Origin of the sequence: Pseudomonas wadenswilerensis, assembly GCF_900497695.1 — a bacterium.
Taxonomy (GTDB): domain Bacteria; phylum Pseudomonadota; class Gammaproteobacteria; order Pseudomonadales; family Pseudomonadaceae; genus Aquipseudomonas; species Aquipseudomonas wadenswilerensis.
Window position 1 is genome coordinate 102,237 of record NZ_UIDD01000008.1, and the last position, 19,155, is coordinate 121,391.

The 19,155-nt window shown below is 64.6% G+C and carries 16 protein-coding genes; 10 read left to right on the forward strand and 6 right to left on the reverse strand.

Annotated features, from left to right (window positions below; all coding sequences use genetic code 11):
• Positions 1-15: 15 nt before the first annotated feature.
• On the reverse strand, positions 16-1,332 hold the full coding sequence (locus tag CCOS864_RS15890) for an MFS transporter (RefSeq protein WP_115087223.1): 1,317 nt from the start codon (positions 1,330-1,332) through the stop codon (positions 16-18).
• Between the two features lie 190 nt (positions 1,333-1,522).
• Here CCOS864_RS15890 and CCOS864_RS15895 point away from each other — a divergent pair, with 190 nt between their 5' ends.
• The gene (locus tag CCOS864_RS15895) at positions 1,523-2,392 is read left to right on the forward strand and encodes a LysR family transcriptional regulator (protein WP_115087224.1); all 870 of its coding nucleotides are present in this window, start codon (positions 1,523-1,525) and stop codon (positions 2,390-2,392) included.
• 92 nt (positions 2,393-2,484) lie between these two features.
• Here the strand turns inward: CCOS864_RS15895 and CCOS864_RS15900 are convergent, their stop codons facing one another.
• Together CCOS864_RS15900 and CCOS864_RS15905 are read right to left on the reverse strand one after the other, a co-directional pair.
• Positions 2,485-3,768, reverse strand: coding sequence for a Zn-dependent hydrolase (locus tag CCOS864_RS15900; protein ID WP_115087225.1), 1,284 nt, complete (start codon positions 3,766-3,768; stop codon positions 2,485-2,487).
• Positions 3,769-3,813: 45 nt separating this feature from the next.
• A complete protein-coding gene (locus tag CCOS864_RS15905; protein WP_115087226.1) occupies positions 3,814-5,301 on the reverse strand; it encodes an NCS1 family nucleobase:cation symporter-1 in 1,488 nt (495 codons plus the stop codon).
• A gap of 331 nt (positions 5,302-5,632) precedes the next feature.
• Here CCOS864_RS15905 and hydA point away from each other — a divergent pair, with 331 nt between their 5' ends.
• From hydA to preA, 3 genes are all read left to right on the forward strand, one after another.
• Positions 5,633-7,078 carry a dihydropyrimidinase gene (hydA, locus tag CCOS864_RS15910; protein ID WP_115087227.1) on the forward strand — a complete coding sequence of 482 codons (1,446 nt, stop codon included), beginning with the start codon at positions 5,633-5,635 and terminating at the stop codon, positions 7,076-7,078.
• Between the two features lie 114 nt (positions 7,079-7,192).
• A complete protein-coding gene (locus CCOS864_RS15915; RefSeq protein WP_115087656.1) occupies positions 7,193-8,560 on the forward strand; it encodes an NAD(P)-dependent oxidoreductase in 1,368 nt (455 codons plus the stop codon).
• Positions 8,561-9,835 (forward strand): NAD-dependent dihydropyrimidine dehydrogenase subunit PreA, encoded by a 1,275-nt coding sequence (gene preA / locus CCOS864_RS15920; protein ID WP_115087228.1) that lies wholly within the window; start codon positions 8,561-8,563, stop codon positions 9,833-9,835.
• A gap of 56 nt (positions 9,836-9,891) precedes the next feature.
• On the opposite strand, the gene CCOS864_RS15925 is transcribed toward preA, so the two are convergent.
• On the reverse strand, positions 9,892-10,521 hold the full coding sequence (locus CCOS864_RS15925) for a LysE family translocator (RefSeq protein WP_115087229.1): 630 nt from the start codon (positions 10,519-10,521) through the stop codon (positions 9,892-9,894).
• Positions 10,522-10,645: 124 nt separating this feature from the next.
• On the opposite strand from CCOS864_RS15925, the gene CCOS864_RS15930 reads away from it, so the two are divergent.
• Positions 10,646-11,029, forward strand: coding sequence for a DUF2784 domain-containing protein (locus CCOS864_RS15930; RefSeq protein WP_010221808.1), 384 nt, complete (start codon positions 10,646-10,648; stop codon positions 11,027-11,029).
• On the opposite strand, the gene tam is transcribed toward CCOS864_RS15930, so the two are convergent.
• Complete coding sequence (gene tam / locus CCOS864_RS15935) at positions 11,026-11,790, reverse strand: trans-aconitate 2-methyltransferase (protein ID WP_115087230.1); 765 nt, start codon at positions 11,788-11,790, stop codon at positions 11,026-11,028. The genes CCOS864_RS15930 and tam overlap by 4 nt on opposite strands.
• Before the next feature lie 64 nt (positions 11,791-11,854).
• Complete coding sequence (pdxR, locus tag CCOS864_RS15940; RefSeq protein WP_115087231.1) at positions 11,855-13,315, reverse strand: MocR-like pyridoxine biosynthesis transcription factor PdxR; 1,461 nt, start codon at positions 13,313-13,315, stop codon at positions 11,855-11,857.
• 90 nt (positions 13,316-13,405) lie between these two features.
• Here pdxR and CCOS864_RS15945 point away from each other — a divergent pair, with 90 nt between their 5' ends.
• The 5 genes from CCOS864_RS15945 (at position 13,406) to CCOS864_RS15965 (ending at position 19,091) form a co-directional block, all read left to right on the forward strand.
• A complete protein-coding gene (locus tag CCOS864_RS15945; RefSeq protein ID WP_115087232.1) occupies positions 13,406-14,617 on the forward strand; it encodes a multidrug effflux MFS transporter in 1,212 nt (403 codons plus the stop codon).
• A 34-nt stretch (positions 14,618-14,651) separates the two neighbouring features.
• Positions 14,652-15,131 (forward strand): GNAT family N-acetyltransferase, encoded by a 480-nt coding sequence (locus tag CCOS864_RS15950; RefSeq protein WP_038995679.1) that lies wholly within the window; start codon positions 14,652-14,654, stop codon positions 15,129-15,131.
• A 77-nt stretch (positions 15,132-15,208) separates the two neighbouring features.
• Entirely contained in the window at positions 15,209-16,030 is an 822-nt protein-coding gene (locus CCOS864_RS15955; RefSeq protein ID WP_166675702.1) for a WG repeat-containing protein, read from the forward strand.
• A 44-nt stretch (positions 16,031-16,074) separates the two neighbouring features.
• The gene (locus tag CCOS864_RS15960; protein ID WP_115087234.1) at positions 16,075-17,808 is read left to right on the forward strand and encodes a gluzincin family metallopeptidase; all 1,734 of its coding nucleotides are present in this window, start codon (positions 16,075-16,077) and stop codon (positions 17,806-17,808) included.
• Positions 17,805-19,091, forward strand: coding sequence for a ComEC/Rec2 family competence protein (locus CCOS864_RS15965; protein WP_115087235.1), 1,287 nt, complete (start codon positions 17,805-17,807; stop codon positions 19,089-19,091). The genes CCOS864_RS15960 and CCOS864_RS15965 overlap by 4 nt, the downstream gene beginning before the upstream one ends.
• Positions 19,092-19,155 lie beyond the last annotated feature (64 nt).

Below are 19,155 nucleotides of genomic sequence, written 5' to 3' on the forward strand. Positions count from 1 at the left end.
GGCTTCCCTTTAGGTTCAAGTGCGCAGCGGTTTGATGGCCATGGCCGTGTTGGGGGCGACAGCCGGTGTGTGCTCGGCGCTGGCCGGGCGGCTGTTCCAGTGCGGCAGCAGCACCAGGGCGGAGAACAGCGCGCACCCGGCGAACACGATGAACACCGTGACGCTGTCGAAATAGCCCGGCAGCAAGCCGCCGAGAATCGCCCCGACCGAACCGCAGCCGTTGACGAAGCCGGCTGCGGTGGCGCCGGCCTTGGCGGTGCCGAAATCGATGGCTGCCGCGCCGCTGATCATCGAGTCCGGCCCGTACAGGGTCAGGCCCATGACGAACAGCAAGGCCACTACCAGGATCACGCTGCCGGTATTGAGCGCAGCCATGAACAGCCCGAGGGTCACGGTCAGCACGACCAGGCTGATCACGCAGGCTGGCATACGGCGGGCACCGAACAGTTTGTCCGAGGCCAGGCCGATCATGATCGGGCCGAGCAGGCCGGCCAGCTCGAAGGCGGTGGGGATGATCGCCGCACCGACCTTGCCCACCGAGGGCATCTGTTCGAAGACGATCACCGGGCCCCACAACAAAATGGCGTAGCGCGCCGGTTTGAGCAGAAAGTACGCAAGCCCCAGGGTCAGCACCGTGCGGTTGCGCAGGATCTCGCGCAGCGGTGCCCAGATGCTGCAGAGGGTCGAGCCCGGGACCATGCTCTCAGGCTCCGGCTCCACCGCCGGCAGGCCGACGTCTTCAGGCTTGTTGCGCTGAAAAATGAAGAACAGCACCGCCACTACCGCCACGACGGCAGCGCTGGAGATAAACGCCGCATGCCAGCTGCCGATCAGGGTGTAGGCCCACCAGCCGGCGAACGGCGACGCCACCAGGCCGCCGAAGGCATAGCAGGAACTCCACAACCCAAGAACCCGCCCGCGCTGGGAGGACGGGAAGAAGCTGCCGATGTTCTTGCACAAGCCGGCCCAGCCGGTCGATTGCGCCAGGCCCTGGACCAGCATGCAGGTGGCGAAGATCGGGAAGGTCGCGTAACTGCCCATCACCACCGCCGCCGCCGCCGAGATCACCAGGCCACCGAGTACCACCACCCGCGGGCCGAAGCGGTCGGCGAGCATGCCCCAGGTAAATTGCCCGACTGCGTAGGCGGTCAGGTAGAGGGCGTCGAGGTTGGCCATGGCCATTTTGTCGAGGGTAAAGCTTGGGTCTTCGGCGATGCCGAGCTTGGCTACCGAAAAGGCTTTGCGGGTGAAATAGAACGCGGCGTAGGCCAGCCAGGTGATGGCAAAAATCTGCACGCGCCAACGTTTGATATCTGCGACGTATTTGTTCATGGTGGATCTGACCTCGGAAGCTGAGTGTGCCGGCAGAATTTGAAAAAAACGCCTGTCTTGTTGTTGTGTTGCGCACTGCGTGACGGCCGGTCGAACCCGTCACCTGCTCAGATAGAAACAATTACTGACTGATAAATAAAATCGATTTATCGTATTTCACAAATAAGCTCAGCTTGTAACAGGTGCTGCGATGTCGGTGTCCCATGCTCAGTTGAAGGCTTTTCACGCGGTTGCCCTGCACGGCAGCTTCACCCGCGCCGCCGAACGGTTGTTCCTGACCCAGCCGGCGATCTCCGACCAGGTGCGCAAACTCGAAGAACGCTTCGGCGTGTTGCTGTTTCACCGCAACAAGCGTTCGGTGCAACTGACTGACCTGGGCGAGCGCCTGCTGGCGATCACCCAGCGCCTGTTCGTCTGCGAGGCCGAGGCCCATGAACTGCTGCAGGATTCCCGCGCCCTGCAGACCGGCACCCTGGTGCTGGCGGTGGATGCGCCGGTGCACGTGCTGCCGCAGATCGCCCGCTTCTGCCAGCAATACCCGGGGATCAGCGTCAAGATCGAAACCGGCAACACCGACGAGTCGCTGCTGCGGCTGTTCAATTACCAGGCCGACCTGGCCCTGCTCGGTCGTGACGTGGATGACGAGCGGTTGCTGTGCGTGCCGATGCGCAGTGACCCGATGGTGGCCTTCGTGTCCCATAACCATCCATGGGCCAGCCGCGGCTCGATCAGCCTGGCCGACCTGGATGACACGCCGATCGTGCTGCGTGAACCGGGCTCGGTGACCCGCCAGACGCTCGAAGAAGAAATGGCCCGCGCCGGCCTGTGCATCCGCGCGGCGATCCAGGTAGAAGGCCGGGAAGCAGCGCGCGAGGCGGTGGTGGTGGGGATTGGTGTGGGGGTGGTGTCGGCCGCCGAGTTCGGCGCCGATGCGCGGGTGTGTGCGTTGCCGATTGTCGACTGCCAGCGGCGCTTGACCGAGACCTTGGTGTGCCTGCGTGAGCAGAGTTCACGGCGGCTGGTGGCGACGTTTTTGCAGATGGTTCAGGACAGCCTCTGAAACCGCGGCGCGGCCATCGCTGGCAAGCCAGCTCCCACAGTAGCTCCTGCTTACCCTGTGGGAGCTGGCTTGCCAGCGATGGGGCCTTCAGCTCAAGCCGCTTCCCTGCCCCGCGCCACTGCCTGCGCCGCCGCCAGCATCGAGCGCAACAGCACCGCGCAACCATCGGCCAGGTCTTCAGGCGCGGCATTCTCGATCTCGTTGTGGCTGATCCCCCCTTCGCAGGGCACGAAGATCATCCCCGCCGGCCCCAGTTCAGCGACAAAGATCGCGTCATGCCCGGCGCCACTGACGATATCCATGTGCGACAGCCCCAGCCCCCCGGCCGCGCTGCGCACCGCCTCCACGCAACCCTCGTCGAAATACAGCGGCGGGAAATCCGCCGTCGGCGTCAGGCTGTGGGTCAGCCCGTGCTGCTGACAGGTGCTGCTGATCACATCCTTGACCTGGGCAATCATCGAATCCAGCCGCGCCGGCTCCAGGTGACGGAAATCCAGGGTCATGCGCACTTCGCCGGGGATCACGTTGCGCGAGCCCGGATAGGCCTGCAGGCAACCGACCGTGCCGCAGGCGTGGGGTTGATGCTCCAGGGCCACGCGGTTGACCGCCGCCACCACCGCGCTGGCGCCGACCAGGGCATCCTTGCGCAGGTGCATCGGCGTTGGCCCGGCGTGGGCCTCGACGCCGCGCAGGGTCAGGTCGAACCACTTCTGCCCGAGCGCGCCCAGCACCACACCGATGGTCTTGTGCTGGTCTTCCAGGATCGGCCCCTGCTCGATATGTGCCTCGAAGTAAGCGCCCACCGGATGGCCGCTGACCGGCCGTGGCCCGGCATAGCCAATGGCGTTGAGCGCCTCGCCGACGCTGATACCTTCGGCATCGGTCTTGGCCAGGGTTTCGGCCAGGGTGAATTTCTCGGCAAACACCCCCGAACCCATCATGCACGGGGCAAAGCGCGAGCCCTCCTCGTTGGTCCACACCACCACTTCCAGCGGCGCTTCGGTTTCCACCTTGAGGTCATTGAGGGTGCGCAGCACTTCAAGCCCGGCCAGCACACCAAAGCAGCCGTCGAACTTGCCGCCGGTAGGCTGGGTGTCGATATGACTACCGGTCATCACCGGCGGCAGTTGCGGGTTGCGTCCCGGACGGCGGGCGAAGATGTTGCCAACGCCGTCAATGGTGACGGTACAACCGGCCTCTTCGGTCCATTTGACGAACAGGTCGCGGGCCTGGCGATCGAGGTCGGTCAGGGCCAGCCGGCAGACCCCGCCCTTGACCGTGGCGCCGAGCCTGGCCAGGTCCATCAGCGACTGCCACAAGCGTTCGCCGTTGATATGCCGTTGGGTCGATTGCAGAACGTCCTGAGTTGTTTGCATGTTCTTCTCCTGCATCACGTGCCTGGCCTCTGCGGGCCATAGGGGCTACACGGTGGGTTTGAGGTTGGCCGCGCGGGCCGCCTTGAGGCTGCCAAGGGCGTAATAGATCAGCCCGCCCAAGGCGGAGCCGGTAAACCAGCCAAAGTCGTAGAACCAGCTGAAGGCGGTGCTGTGCAGCGACAGCAGGGTCAGCACTACCGGCACGCCAAAGGCGATGAAACCGGCAGCGCTCCAGGCCGGATAGACGTCGTCGCGGTACAGGCCGGCGAGGTCCAGGGTCTGTTTGCGGGTGATGAAGTAGTCCACCACCATGATCCCGGCAATCGGCCCGAGCAGGCTGGAATAGCCCAGCAGCCAGTTGGAATAGAGGCTTTCCAGGCTCACCTCGCTGACGATCCAGCCGAGCTTTTTCAGCAGTTCATGGCCCATCAGCAACAGCCCCACCAACCCCGTGAGCAGCACTGCGGTGGTACGCCCGATCCATTTCGGCGCCAGGTTCTGGAAATCGTTGGTTGGCGAGACGATGTTCGCCGCGGTGTTGGTCGACAGTGTGGCGATGATGATCAGGGCCATGGCCAGCGCCACCCACATCGGGCTCTGGATATGCCCGATGAGGCTGACCGGGTCGGACACGGTTTCACCCACCAGCGAGGCAGAAGCTGCGGTCAGCACCACGCCGAGGGCGGCGAACAGGAACATGGTCAGCGGCAGGCCAAAGATCTGCCCGAGGATCTGGTCTTTCTGGCTTTTCGCGTAGCGGCTGAAGTCAGGGATGTTCAGCGACAAGGTGGCCCAGAAACCGACCATGGCGGTCAGCCCGGCAAAAAAGTAGCCGTACACGCTGGCGCCTTCCGGGCGCTTGGGCGGCTGGGCCATCAGCTCGCTGATCGAGACATTGGGCAAGGCCCACACCAGCAGCCCGGCGCCCACCAGCACCAGCAACGGCGCCGACAGGGTCTCCAGCCATTTGATCGACTCGGCGCCGCGCAGCACCACCCACAGGTTAAGGCACCAGAACAGCATGAAGCCGATCACCTCGCCGGTGCCGCCCAGCGCCTTCCAGTCCGCCGACAGCGAACCAAGAAACAGGTGGATGGCCAGGCCGCCGAACATCGTCTGGATACCGAACCAGCCACAAGCCACCAGGGCGCGAATCAGGCACGGCACGTTGGAACCGAGGATGCCGAAGGACGAGCGCAGCAGCACCGGAAAGGGAATGCCGTACTTGGTGCCGGGAAAGGCATTCAAGGTCAGCGGAATCAATACCACGGTGTTGGCCAGCAGGATCGCCAGCAGTGCCTCGCCCACGGTCAGCCCGAAATAGGCGGTGAGCACGCCGCCGAGGGTATAGGTCGGCACGCAGATCGACATGCCGACCCACAGCGCGGTGATGTGCCATTTGTTCCAGGTGCGCTCGTGCACCTTGGTCGGGGCGATGTCGTGGTTGTACCGGGGGCTGTCGAGGACGTCGCTGCCGGCGTCGAGTTCATACAAGCCGTCGCGTTCGCTCACCTGCGATCTGGTCTGCTGCATGGCCGCTCCACTGTTGTTGTGTTTTTGGGAGGTGGTTGCATTGCACTGGCATGTGGGCAATCACGGATGCCCATGAGAAATCTTGACCATTTCCACAACCTGTCAAGACGGACAGGACCACTGGTCGTTTTCCTCAAGCCTGGGCAAATCCTATAAATTCTTATTAATCAGATAGTTAACTAAGTTATAAGCTTATAAATTAAATATTTGCCCTATCCGAAATCGCCGACTAGATTCAATTCCTGACAGCGATGACAGGTTTTCGCCTACGCTGAAAAAAGTACAAAACCTAGAACCGGTAACAACCGGTCAAGCCTGCGAGGAGCATCTGATGACGCTTATGATTCGTGGCGCCACCCTGATTACCCATGAAGAAAGCTACCGGGCCGATGTGTTGTGTGCCGACGGCGTGATCAAGGCCATCGGTACTGACCTGGAGGTCCCGGCCGGTTGTGAAGTGATCGACGGCAGCGGCCAGTACCTGATGCCCGGCGGCATCGACCCGCACACCCACATGCAGCTGCCTTTCATGGGCACTGTGGCCAGCGAGGACTTCTACAGCGGCACCGCCGCAGGCCTGGCCGGCGGTACCACCTCGATCATCGACTTCGTGATTCCCAACCCGCAGCAGTCCTTGCTCGAAGCCTTTCACCAGTGGCGTGGCTGGGCCGAGAAGTCGGCCAGCGACTACGGTTTTCACGTCGCCGTCACCTGGTGGAGCGAGCAGGTACGCGAGGAGATGGGCGAGCTGGTACGCCTGCACGGGGTCAACAGCTTCAAGCATTTCATGGCCTACAAGAACGCGATCATGGCCGCCGACGACACCCTGGTCGCCAGCTTCGAACGCTGCCTGGAGCTGGGCGCGGTACCCACCGTGCACGCCGAAAACGGCGAACTGGTCTATCACCTGCAGCGCAAGCTGCTGGCCCAGGGCATCACCGGCCCGGAAGCGCACCCCCTGTCGCGCCCCTCGCAGGTTGAAGGTGAAGCCGCCAGCCGCGCCATTCGCATTGCCGAAACCCTGGGCACGCCGCTGTACCTGGTGCACGTCTCGACCCGCGAAGCCCTGGATGAGATCACCTACGCGCGCAACAAGGGCCTGCAGGTCTACGGCGAAGTACTGGCCGGCCACCTGTTGCTGGACGACAGTGTCTACCGTCATCCTGACTGGCAAACCGCTGCCGGATACGTCATGAGCCCGCCGTTCCGTCCGCGCCAGGACGGCCATCAAGAGGCACTGTGGCACGGTCTGCAGTCGGGCAACCTGCACACCACCGCCACCGACCACTGCTGCTTCTGCGCCGAGCAGAAAGCCGCCGGTCGCGACGACTTCAGCCGCATCCCCAACGGCACCGCCGGCATCGAGGACCGCATGGCGGTGCTCTGGGACGAAGGGGTCAACAGCGGCAAATTGTCGATGCAGGATTTCGTCGCCCTGACCTCGACCAACACCGCGAAGATCTTCAACCTGTTCCCGCGCAAGGGCGCCTTGCGCGTCGGCGCCGATGCCGACCTGGTGCTCTGGGACCCGCAAGGCACGCGGACCATCTCGGCCGCCACGCACCATCAGCAGGTCGACTTCAACATCTTCGAAGCCAAGACCGTGCGTGGCATCCCCAGCCACACCATCAGCCAGGGCAAGCTGGTCTGGGCCAACGGCGACCTGCGCGCCGAGCGTGGTGCCGGGCGCTACATCGAGCGGCCGGCGTACCCGGCGGTGTTCGATCTGCTCAGCAAGCGGGCTGAGCATTCGCGGCCGGTCGCCGTTAAGCGCTGAAGAGCATCGCGGGGCAAGCCCGCTCCCACAGACACCGCCGAACCTGTGGGAGCTGGCTTGCCAGCGATGGAAGGCAAAGCCTTCCCCAAAAAAATAAAAAAAGAGGAACCCACCGTGATCGATTCCCTCAACCACCTCCCCCGACCGAACCAGAACCACGCCAGCCTCGCCGAGCACTTCAGCGACCTGGCGCCTCCCCTCACCGACCGCCAGGCCGTACTCGAAGCCTCACGCTGCCTGTATTGCTACGACGCCCCCTGCGTCAATGCCTGCCCCAGCGAAATCGACATCCCCTCGTTCATCCGCAACATTCATCAGGAGAACGTCCAGGGCGCGGCGCAGAAGATTCTCTCGGCCAATATCCTCGGCGGCAGTTGCGCGCGGGTGTGCCCCACCGAGATCCTCTGCCAGCAGGCCTGCGTGCGCAACAATCACCAGGAGTGCGCGCCAGTGCTGATCGGCCTGTTGCAGCGCTACGCGGTGGACCACGCCGAGTTCCAGCAACACCCGTTCCAGCGCGCCGCCAGCACCGGCAAGCGCATTGCCGTGGTCGGTGCCGGCCCGGCGGGGCTGTCCTGCGCCCACCGCCTGGCCTGGCACGGCCATGACGTGGTGATTTTCGAAGCCCGGGAAAAAGCCGGCGGCCTCAATGAGTACGGCATCGCCAAATACAAGCTGGTCGACGATTTCGCCCAGCGCGAGGTGGATTTCGTCCTGCAGATCGGCGGCATCGAGATCCGTCACGGCCAGGTGCTGGGCGACAACCTCAGCCTGGCCGAGCTGCAACAGCAGTTCGATGCGGTGTTCCTTGGCCTGGGCCTGAACACCGTGCGCCAATTGGGCCTGGCCAGTGAAGGCGCGCCAGGCATGCTCGCCGCCACCGAGTACATCCGCGAACTGCGCCAGGCCGATGACCTCACCACCCTGCCCGTCGCCGACCGCTGCATCGTCCTGGGTGCCGGCAACACCGCCATCGATATGGCCGTGCAAATGGCCCGTCTCGGTGCCCGTGACGTCAACCTGGTGTATCGCCGTGGCGTCGAGGACATGGGCGCCACCGAGCACGAGCAACACATCGCCAAGGAGAACCAGGTGCGCCTGCTGACCTGGGCCCAGCCTGAGGAAGTATTGCTGGATGACCAGGGCCGGGTGTGCGGCATGCGTTTTGCCCGCACGCACATGTGTGACGGTCGCCTGCAGCCAACCGGGGAAACCTTCGAACTGGCCGCCGATGCGATCTTCAAAGCCATCGGCCAGGCCTTCGATGACAGCGCGTTGAGTGACAGCAGCGGCCAACAGCTTGCCCGCGATGGCGAACGCATTCGTGTGGATGAGCAGCTGCGTACCAGCCTGCCCGGCGTGTATGCCGGCGGCGACTGCACCCAGCTCGGCCAGGACCTCACCGTCCAGGCCGTGCAGCACGGCAAGCTGGCCGCCGAGGCCATGCATGCGCACCTGATGCTCAATGTGGAGGCTGCATAAATGGCTGACCTGTCGATCGAATTCGCCGGTATCAAGGCGCCCAACCCGTTCTGGCTGGCCTCCGCGCCGCCTACCGACAAGGCCTATAACGTGGTCCGCGCCTATCAGGCCGGCTGGGGTGGCGTGGTCTGGAAAACCCTCGGCGAAGACCCGGCCGCGGTCAACGTCTCGTCGCGCTACTCGGCGCACTACGGGGTCAACCGCGAGGTCATGGGCATCAACAACATCGAGCTGATCACCGACCGCTCGCTGGAAATCAACCTGCGCGAAATCACCCAGGTGAAGAAGGACTGGCCCGACCGCGCACTGATCGTGTCGCTGATGGTGCCCTGCGTCGAGGAATCCTGGAAAGCCATCCTGCCGCTGGTCGAAGCCACCGGCGCCGACGGCATCGAACTGAACTTCGGTTGCCCCCATGGCATGCCCGAGCGCGGCATGGGCGCAGCGGTCGGCCAGGTGCCGGAGTACGTCGAGCAGGTCACCCGCTGGTGCAAGACGTACTGCTCGCTGCCGGTGATCGTCAAGCTGACGCCGAACATCACCGATATCCGCCAGTCGGCCCGCGCCGCCCATCGCGGCGGCGCCGACGCGGTGTCGCTGATCAACACCATCAACTCAATCACCAGCGTCGACCTGGAGCGCATGGTCGCCAATCCCATCGTCGGCGACATGAGCACCCACGGCGGCTACTGCGGCTCGGCGGTCAAACCGATCGCCCTGAACATGGTCGCCGAAATCGCCCGCGACCCGGCTACCCACGGCCTGCCGATCTGCGGCATCGGTGGCATCGGCAGCTGGCGTGACGCCGCCGAATTCGTCGCCCTGGGCTGCGGCGCGGTGCAGGTGTGCACGGCGGCGATGCTGCATGGATTTCGCATCGTCGACGAGATGAAAGACGGCCTCTCGCGCTGGATGGACAGCCAGGGCTACCGCAGCCTCCAGGAGTTCCAGGGCCGCGCGGTGGGCCACACCACCGACTGGAAGTACCTGGACATCAACTACCAGGTGGTAGCCAAGATCGACCAGGCGGCCTGCATCAGTTGCGGCCGCTGCCACATCGCCTGCGAAGACACCTCGCACCAGGCCATCGCCAACCTCAAGCAGGCCGACGGCAGCCACCGTTATGAGGTGATCGACGCCGAATGCGTGGGCTGCAACCTGTGCCAGATCACCTGCCCGGTGCAGGACTGCATCGAGATGGTCCCGCAGGACACCGGCAAACCGTTCCTCGACTGGCTGCATGACCCGCGCAACCCCTATCGCGAAGCGTCCTGAGGCATAAGGTAAAAACAGCGAGGGAGGATCATTGATCCTCCCTCGCGTGCATTCGCTCAGCGCAGGTCACTGCGCCGGTACAGGCTCAAGCCCACCGCCAGCGCCGCCAGCATGCCGGCGCAACTGCGGTTGATCCACTGCATGGTGCGCGCCGAAAAGCGCCGCATGGCGTGCCGCCCGCCATAGGCGTAGACGGCCATCATCAGCCCGTCGATCGCCGCGCTGGTGATCGCCAGCACCAGGTACTGCTCGGCCACCGGTTGCTCGGGGCGAATGAACTGCGGCAGGAACGCCGAGAAGAACAGCAAGCCCTTGGGGTTGGACAAGCCGACGAACAAGGCCCGCAAGAAGGCCGAACGCCCCGTGGCGCCAGCGCTCACCGTGCTACGTTGCAAGGCCCCGCTCGGCGCCCGCCAGAGCACCCAGGCCAGGTACAGCAGGTACACCGCGCCCACCCACTTGACCACACTGAACAGCTGCTCCGAAGCCTGCAGCAACGCCCCCAGGCCGCAGCCCACCGCCGCAATCAACAGCAGGTCGGAGAGCATCGCCCCGGCCATGCCGAAACCGGCCACGCGCATGCCGTGGGAAGCGCCATTGTTCAGGGCCAGGAGCATCGCCGGGCCGGGGGTGATCATCACCGCGCTGGCGGCGATAACGTAGAGCAGCAGGGTCGAGGCTTGCATGGCGGGCTCCGCGGGCAGAAAGGCCCAAGCATGCCTCGGCCAGGCTGATCATGGCAATCGTGCCATCCCGCGAATGCCTATATCATGGTGGCTAGAGGAACATATCCACGAGGAAGGAATCGTCATGCTGTACCGCCTGGGCGCCGATGGTCTGGTGCTGTTTCACCTGTTGTTCATCCTGTTCGTGCTGTTTGGCGGTTTGCTGGTACTCAAATGGCGCGGTGCGATGTGGTGGCACTTACCGGCGGTGTGCTGGGGGACCGCCGTGGAGTTCTTTCACCTCACCTGCCCGCTCACCGAATGGGAAAACCGCCTGCGCCAGGCCTCGGGCCTGGCCGGTTACGAAGGCGGTTTCATCGAGCATTACATCTGGCCGATCATCTACCCGGCCGGGCTGACGCCGGGTATCCAGCTGGTACTCGGCTCGGTGGTGGTGCTGGTCAACGGCCTGGTCTACCTGCGCGTCCTGCGCCAATGGCAAGCGCGGCGCCAGCAGCGCATTGCCTAGCGTGTGGCGACGATAAACAGGCGCGGAAACGGCAACAACACCGTGCCATCAGCCGCAGGCGGATAAGCCTGCTCCATGGCCTGCAGGTAGTACTGTAGAAAGTCTGCCTGCTCCTGCGCATCCAGCGCCGCCAGATACGGCCGCAGCGCCGACCCCTTGAACCACTCCACCACCGCCGGCGCACCGCCCGCCAGCGGGTGGTAGTAAGTGGTGCGCCACACGTCCACGCGCTGGCAATGGGGGCTGAGCACATCGTAGTAGTAGGCGGCGGTGTGCCGTGGCGGCAGTTGCAGGTCACCGACCTTGCCGGCCCAGCTACCCAGCCTGGCGATCTCGCGAATCTGCCGGTGGGCCGGCTCATCGAGGTTGTCCGGGGTCTGGATGGCCAGGCTGCCACCGGCCACCAGCTGGCGCACCAGGTGCGGGTACAGCTGGGCATGGTCGGGCAACCACTGCAGGGAGGCGTTGGCGAGGATCACATCGACGCCCTGTTCGGCGCTCCAGCTGCCGATATCACCCACTTCGAACGCCAGCTGCGGCAAGCGCTGGCGGGCGGCGGCGATCATGTCTGCAGAGCTGTCCAGGCCGGTGACCTGCGCCTCGGGGTAACGGCTGGCAAGCACTTGCGTGGAGTTGCCCGGACCGCAGCCAAGGTCGACAGCGCTGGCCACCGTCTGGTTGGGCAGCGCCGCCACCAGGTCGCGCACCGGGCGCGTGCGTTCGTTCTCGAAGGTGCTGTACTGCGCGGCTGACCAGGTCATCGCAGGTTTCCTTTAGTGGCCTTGGGAATTCGAGCGTGGCCCTAGCATGCCGGTTACCCGCCGATTAGGAAACCTCACGCAGCAGCGCCGCCAGCTTGCGCCCGGCAAAACGCAGCTGCGCCGCTGTCAGGGCGGTGAAGCCGATCATCACCGCAGGCGGCAGTTGCACCTGCTGGCAGAAGTTGCCGATCGGCTGTAGCTGCAAGCCTTGACTGCCCGCGCGCTGGCAAAAGTCCTGCTCATCCGTCCCCTCTGGCAACCACAGGACAAAGTGCAAACCGGCTTGCTGCCCGGTCACTGCAAAGCAGCCCGGAGCCTGCTCGGCCAGGCACTCAAGCAGCAAATCACGGCGCTGCTGATAGGCCTGGCGCGCCTGCCTCAGGTAGCGCACGAAGCTGCCATTGGCCATGTACTCGGCCAGGCCCAGTTGCTCGGTGACCCCGACTGCGCCACCGGTGCCCTGCAGGGTGGCCAGCAACGGCTCGCGCAGGCTGGCCGGCACCAGCATGAAGCCCACGCGCAGGCCGGCGAACAGGGTCTTGTTGAAGCTGCCGCAGTAGATCACCCGGTCGCTTTGATCCAGGGCCTTGAGCGCCGGCAGCGGCGCATTGTTGTAGTTGAACTCGCTGTCGTAGTCGTCTTCGACGATCCAGGCATCGGCACGATTGGCCCAGTCCAGCAACATCAGCCGTCGCGACACCGACAGGGTCACGCCCAGCGGTGACTGGTGCGCGGGGGTCACGCAGGCCAGGCGGGCATCAAGGTGGCGCTCGAGCAGCTGGTCATCGATACCCTCGGCCGTCACCGGCACCGCGACCACCTGCGCCCCGGCCCGCTCGAACAACGACCTGGCGGTGCGGTAGCCGGGGTCTTCGACGCAGGCCTTGTCGCCTGGGCAGATCACGCTGCGCGCCACGAGGTCGATGCACTGGCGAATGCCGCTGGTGACGATCAGGTCCTGGGCATTGCAGCGTATGCCGCGATAGCTGCGCAGGTAGTTGGCAATCCGTTCGCGCAGGGCCGGCAGGCCGGCCGGGTCTGGCGAACTGAGCAAGGCGGTCGGTGCGCTGGCCAGGGCCTTGCCCAGGGCCTGGGACCAGGCCTTGACCGGGAACAGTGCCGGGTCGGCCAGGCGCGCGACAAACGGCACCCCCACCTGCACACCGGTAAGGCTCGAGGCTGCCGGCTCGCTGAGCGGCTGCTGCGCCAGTGCCAGTGCCAGTGGCGGGCCGCTGCCGGCAGCGATGAACAGGTCAGGAACGACCGCGCAGACCCGCGTACCGGAGCCGGCCACCCGGCTGACATAGCCTTCATCGCGCAAGCGCTCGAACACCAGCTCCAGGGTGCCGCGCGACAACTGCCAGCGCTCGGCCAGGGTTCGTGTCGAGGGCAGGCGGGTGCCGGCTGGCAGGCGCTTGTCGAGTATCGCATCGCGCAAGGCGGCATAAGCGCCTTGCTGTTTGCCCTGGGCCAATGCCGGTGGCAGCGGTAGATCGAGGGCGATGGCGGCTTTGCCTGTGCGCATAGTGGTCCAATCAAATTTGCTCTTAATGGCGCTGCCGATTAAACCACATTGGCCGTTAAGGTCTGCGCACCAACAACAAGGAAATGCTCCATGCGCACCACCCCCTCGCCCGGCCCACGAACCTGGCTGCTATTACTGCTGATGATTGTCTGCCTGCCGCGGGTGGCCCTGGATATCTACCTGCCCGCCCTGCCCGACATCGCCATGGCCCTGCACGCCAGCGACGCCCAGTTGCAATTGACGCTGACCCTGTACATGGTCGGCTACGCCCTGAGCATGCTGATCAGCGGCCCGCTGTGCGACCGTTTTGGCCGCCGCCCGTTGTTGCTGCTCGGCGGCACTATTTACCTGGTGGCGAGCCTGGCCTGCAGCCTGGCCAGCAGTGTCGAGGTGATGATTGCCGCACGCCTGTTGCAGGCCCTGGGCGGTTGTTGCGGGGCAGTCATCGGCCGGGTGATGGTGCGTGACCACTTCGACCGCCAGCAACAGGGCCACCTGCTCGGTTACCTGTCCATGGGCATGGCGCTGTCGCCGATGATCGCGCCACTGCTCGGCAGCCTGATCGAAACCACCCTGGGCTGGCGCTGGATTTTCCTGCTGCTGAGCCTCAGCGCCGCCCTGAGCCTGCTGCTGATCGCCCTGCGCCTGCCGGAAACCCGCCCGCTGCACGCTAACGGGCAGCGCCACGAGCCGGTGCTGAAGGTTTACCTGCGGCTGCTCGGCGACGGCTACTTCATGCGTTATTCACTGGCGATTGCCTGCGTGTATTGCACCTACTTCCCGTTCATCGCCGAGTCCTCGACCCTGCTGCAACGCCGCCTGGGCCTGAGTTCGCTGCAGTACGCCGCAGTCTTCGCCGTCACCGTCGGCGGCTACCTGGCCGGCTCGCAGCTGTTTCGCCGGCGCAGTGGGCGCCACAGCGCCGATGCCTTGCTCGGCCAGGCCATGTTCCTCAACCTGGGGGGCGCGCTGCTGCTGATGCTCGCCACCCGCCTGTGGCCCGAGGCATTGCTGGCGATCGTCCTGCCGATGCTGCTGATCATGCTTTCGGTGGGCCTGGCCATTCCGGCCTGCCAATGGGCGGTGCTGCAACCCTATGCGGCTATCGCCGGCAGCGCCTCGGGGTTGTTCTTCTTCATCCAGATGGCCTTCACCGCCCTGTGCAGCCTGGTCATCGGCCAGTTGTCCGATGGCAGTGCCGGCCCCTTGGCGGGCATGACCGCGCTGGCCAGCCTGGCCTTTGCCCTGGTGCTCAAGCTGTTACGCAGCGAAGCGATTACCCTCAAGGCCAGTTCCGGCTAACATGGGCGATTACCTCACTTGCCGGAAGCCTGCCATGAGCCTGACCATCCGCCCTGCCCGGCGCGACGACGCCGCCCAGATCCTTGCCTTCATTACCGAACTGGCTGACTACGAACGCGCCGTCCACGAGGTGATCGCTTCCCAGGCCGACATCGAGCGCACCCTGTTCGATGACGGCGCCAAAGCCCTCAGCCTGATCTGCGAGCGCGACGGCCAGGCCATCGGTTATGCGGTGTACTTCTACAGCTACTCGACCTGGCTGGGGCGCAACGGCATCTACCTCGAAGACCTGTACATCACCCCCGAGCAACGCGGTGGCGGCGCCGGTAAACAGCTGTTGCGCCATATCGCCATCGAAGCCTGCGAGAACGGCTGCGGACGCCTGGAATGGAGCGTGCTGGACTGGAACGAGCCGGCCATCCAGTTCTACAAGTCCCTGGGTGCCCTGCCCCAGGATGAATGGGTCCGCTACCGCCTCGAAGGCGCCGGTCTTGAGGCCTTCGCCCGCGGTTGAGTGGCTGGGCAAGGGCGGCGCAATCGGCTAAGGTGCGCGCCTTGCCCTGCTCTCGCCTTGCCAAGGAATGCACTGAATTGAAGGCTTTGTTTCGCTCCCTCCCGTCATTGTGCCTGGGTGCTGCCCTGGCAGCCTGCAGCGCCACCCCCGCCGACCCGGTCAGTTTTAAGGAAAATGGCCTGTATGGCCTTAAAGACCCCAGCGGCAAGGTCATCGTTGCGCCGTCCATCGAGCTGCAACCGGTTTACCACGAAGGCATGGCAGCCGTTCGCATCAACAACAAATGGGGCTACATGGACCGCAAGGGGCAGTTGGTCATCCCGACCCTCTACAAGCGCCCCGGGCCGTTCAGCGATGGCCTGGCAGGTGTCTGCCTGACGTATTCCGAGTGTGGCTACATCGATACCCGGGGCCGCACCGTGGTGCCGTTCGACTATGACTGGGTAGAGGGTTTCGACGAAGCCAAGGACGGCCTGACGGTAGTCGCCAAAGGCAACCTGTTCGGCATGATCAACCGCAAGGGCGAGCAGGTGATACCCCTGCGCTTCAGCTCGCGGCCCATTACCGAGAAGGGCTATGTGCTGCTGAACGACAGCGCCAGCAAAAAAAGCGGCCTGATGAACACATCCGGCAAAGTGGTGCTGCCTTTCGAATACGACGGCTTCGCCTACAATACCTGGGGCGGACGGCTGATCAACGACAATCTGCTGAGCGCGGCAAAAGAAGGTAAATGGGGCTTTATCGACCTTAATGGCAAGGTGGTGCTGCCTTATATCTATGACAGACCCGGTTTTTTTCGTGACGGCAAGGCCATCGTCCAACGCGATGGCAAGCATTACCGGATCGACCGCCAGGGCAATGAAACACCCTTGGAATACGAGCCGTTGAAGCTCCCCTGATAGCAGTTCCGCCGATTTGAACCTGGTGCGCAGGAGCATTGCCCATGGTCGTGAAAGCCAACAGCCAGACCTTCACCATCCTCGCCCAGGACCCGGCGGTGCGTAATGCCCACGGCGAGTTGCTGTTCGCCCGGGTCAGCGTGCCGCTGGAAACCCTTGGCCTGGGCCCCACCGGCTACCGCCTGAAGGTGGTCGACTTCGATGCCTCGCGCAACCAGCTGTACCACGCCCACGCCTATCAGCAGGATGCCGCCAGCGGCTGCATGATCGACCCTTTCGATCCGCCTGGCGAGGCGCTGCTGGGCAATCCGGCATTCCATTGCCAGCACGTGTACGCGGTGGTCATGCGCACCCTGGCGCGCTTCGAGATGGCCCTGGGGCGCCGGGTTGGCTGGGGCTTCGACGGCCATCAGTTGCACGTGGTACCGCACGCCTTCGTCGAAGCCAACGCCTTTTACTCGCGGGCTGACCGGGCCTTGATGTTCGGCTATTTCAAGGGCCTGGACGGCCAGCACGTGTTCACCTGCCTGTCCCACGACATCGTCGCCCACGAGGCCACCCACGCGATTCTCGACGGCTTGCGCGGCGGTTTCATGAACGCTTCCGGGCCCGATCAGGCGGCCTTCCATGAAGGTTTTGCCGATGTCGTGGCGCTGCTGTCGGTGTTCTCCCTGCGTGAAATCATCGAGTTCGCCCTGACCAATGGCGGGCGCATCGAGCTGACCGTGCAGGGCGACCGCCGACTGCTCAATGGCGACCAGCTGAGCCAGCAGAACCTCGCCGAATCGCTGCTGTTCGGTATCGGCGAAGAGTTCGGCCAGCAGCTCGAAGGCCTGCGCGCCAATGCCCTGCGCCGCTCGGTGATGCTGCCGCCCTCGGCCGACTACCTGAGGGACGAGCAGTTTGCCGAAGCCCACAACCGCGGCGAAATCTTCGCCGCCGCCATGCTGCGCAGCATGCTCGCCCTGTGGGTGGCGCGCCTGGGCGAGCTGGGCAATTTTGGCGACAACCTGTACAACCTGCGCGAAGTGGTCGAGGAAGGCGCCAAGGCCGCCGACCAGTTGCTGACCATCGCCATCCGCGCCCTGGACTACTGCCCGCCGCTGGACCTGGAATTCGGCGACTACCTGGCCGCCCTGCTCACCGTCGATGCCCAGGTGGCGCCGGACGATTCGCGCTACGACTACCGGCTGATCATCCGCACCACTTTCGAGGCCTTCGGCATCGTCCCGCCAGCAGCGCGCACCGATGCTGACGGCTGCTGGCACGGCTTTGCCGACAACGGCCAGGTGCAATATCGCAACAGCCATTTCGATTCGATGCTGCGCGACGACGAAGAGGTATTCCGCTTTCTCTGGGAGAACCGTGCGGTGCTGGGCATCGACGAGCGTGCCTACACCGAGGTGGTGTCGGTACGCCCGAGCATCCGCCTGGGCACCGACGGCCTGCTGCTGCGCGAGAGCGTGTGCGAATACATCATGAAGGCCAACATTTTTGGCGCCGAGCTCAAGAGCGTGTGCAACATCAGCCCGCGCCCGGCCTGGATCAAGACCACCGACGCCCTCACCGTCTACGGCGCCGGCACGCTGATTTTCGATCAGTACGGGCGCATCAAGTACCACGTCCAGCGGCCGCTCAATGACGGCCAGTGGCAGCTGCGCCGCTTGAGCTACCTGGCCGGCCTGGACAGCAGCGAGCTGGACCTGCGCAACCCCTTGGCCCAACTGCACCGCCAACGCGCCTGGCAGGTGGGCCCGCTACGCGAGGAGCAAGCATGAGCCCGACCAGCCTGACCCTCTATGCCTACCAGGTCGGTTTTGGCGACTGCTTCCTGCTGCGTTTCAACTACCCCGGCGAGGTGCGCCGCCATGTACTGATCGACTTCGGTTCCATGGGCATGCCCAAGGGCGTCGCCCAGGGCCAGCGCCTGCTGGCCATTGCCGAAGACATCAAGGCCAAGTGCGCGGGCAAGCTCGATGCGGTGGTCGCGACCCACCGGCATGCCGACCACATCAGCGGCTTTGCCACCAACCGCGCCGGTACTGCCAGCGGTGATGTGATTCGTACCCTCGCGCCGGAACTGGTGCTGCAGCCCTGGACCGAACAGCTGGAGCTGGCTGAAGACGCCAGCGCACCCGAGCAGCCCGGCCTGCGCGGCGCACGCAGCATGGCCCAGACCCTCAAGAGCATGAATGCCCTGGCCAGCGCCGTGGTCACGCTGCTCGACCAGGGCAGGCACGGGCTGTCCGAAGACCTGGCCAGTCGGCTGGGCTTTATCGGCGAAGACAACATCTCCAATGCCAGCGCCGTGAAGAACCTGGCGAGCATGGGCAAACGCAACGCCTTTGCCTTCTTCGGCAGCGCTGATGCCCTGGCCGAGCTGTTGCCCGGCGTGCGCACGCATATCCTCGGCCCGCCCACCGTCGAGCAGAGCGCCTCGATTCGCAAGCAGCGCAGCCGTGACCCGGCCGAGTTCTGGCACCTGCACCGGCAGTTGCTCGATGCCCAGGTCAACTCGCCGAACGACGATCCGGGGCCTTTTGCCGACTACCCGGCGACCCGGGGCAGCAAACTGCCCATGAGCACCCGCTGGATCGCCCGGCGGGTGCGCGAAGCCCGTGGCGAGCAGTTGCTGCAGATCGTCACCGCGCTGGACAAGCAAATGAACAACACCAGCCTGATCCTGCTGTTCGAGGTGGCGGGCAAGAAACTGCTGTTCCCGGGCGATGCGCAGATCGAGAACTGGAGTTACGCGTTAAGTCACCCAGAAATTCGCGAGCTTCTGGCGGATGTCGACCTGTACAAGGTCGGTCACCATGGCAGCCTCAATGCCACGCCGAAAAGCCTGTGGGGCGGCTTTCGCAAGCGCGGCAAGGCCGGTACGGCGCAGCGCTTGACCAGTGTGTTGTCGACCATGCCCGGCAAGCATGGCAACCCCGGGGCGGGCACCGAAGTGCCGCGGCGGCCGTTGCTGGAGGCGCTGGGCAAGGAGAGTGAGTTGCACAGTACCGACGGGTTGGAGCCGGGAGTACTGTATGAGGAGCTGGAGTTCAGCTTCTGACGGTCAGGGCCCTATCGCTGGCAAGCCAGCTCCCACAAGATCAGCATCCACAGTACCTGTGGGA

What these genes read in the sequence shown, in the direction of transcription:
- CCOS864_RS15890 (WP_115087223.1), bottom strand. Translation starts at nt 1,332, where the DNA reads ATGAACAAATACGTCGCAGATATCAAACGTTGGCGCGTGCAGATTTTT.
- CCOS864_RS15895 (WP_115087224.1), top strand. Translation starts at nt 1,523, where the DNA reads ATGTCGGTGTCCCATGCTCAGTTGAAGGCTTTTCACGCGGTTGCCCTG.
- CCOS864_RS15900 (WP_115087225.1), bottom strand. Translation starts at nt 3,768, where the DNA reads ATGCAAACAACTCAGGACGTTCTGCAATCGACCCAACGGCATATCAAC.
- CCOS864_RS15905 (WP_115087226.1), bottom strand. Translation starts at nt 5,301, where the DNA reads ATGCAGCAGACCAGATCGCAGGTGAGCGAACGCGACGGCTTGTATGAA.
- hydA (WP_115087227.1), top strand. Translation starts at nt 5,633, where the DNA reads ATGACGCTTATGATTCGTGGCGCCACCCTGATTACCCATGAAGAAAGC.
- preA (WP_115087228.1), top strand. Translation starts at nt 8,561, where the DNA reads ATGGCTGACCTGTCGATCGAATTCGCCGGTATCAAGGCGCCCAACCCG.
- CCOS864_RS15925 (WP_115087229.1), bottom strand. Translation starts at nt 10,521, where the DNA reads ATGCAAGCCTCGACCCTGCTGCTCTACGTTATCGCCGCCAGCGCGGTG.
- CCOS864_RS15930 (WP_010221808.1), top strand. Translation starts at nt 10,646, where the DNA reads ATGCTGTACCGCCTGGGCGCCGATGGTCTGGTGCTGTTTCACCTGTTG.
- tam (WP_115087230.1), bottom strand. Translation starts at nt 11,790, where the DNA reads ATGACCTGGTCAGCCGCGCAGTACAGCACCTTCGAGAACGAACGCACG.
- pdxR (WP_115087231.1), bottom strand. Translation starts at nt 13,315, where the DNA reads ATGCGCACAGGCAAAGCCGCCATCGCCCTCGATCTACCGCTGCCACCG.
- CCOS864_RS15945 (WP_115087232.1), top strand. Translation starts at nt 13,406, where the DNA reads ATGCGCACCACCCCCTCGCCCGGCCCACGAACCTGGCTGCTATTACTG.
- CCOS864_RS15950 (WP_038995679.1), top strand. Translation starts at nt 14,652, where the DNA reads ATGAGCCTGACCATCCGCCCTGCCCGGCGCGACGACGCCGCCCAGATC.
- CCOS864_RS15960 (WP_115087234.1), top strand. Translation starts at nt 16,075, where the DNA reads ATGGTCGTGAAAGCCAACAGCCAGACCTTCACCATCCTCGCCCAGGAC.
- CCOS864_RS15965 (WP_115087235.1), top strand. Translation starts at nt 17,805, where the DNA reads ATGAGCCCGACCAGCCTGACCCTCTATGCCTACCAGGTCGGTTTTGGC.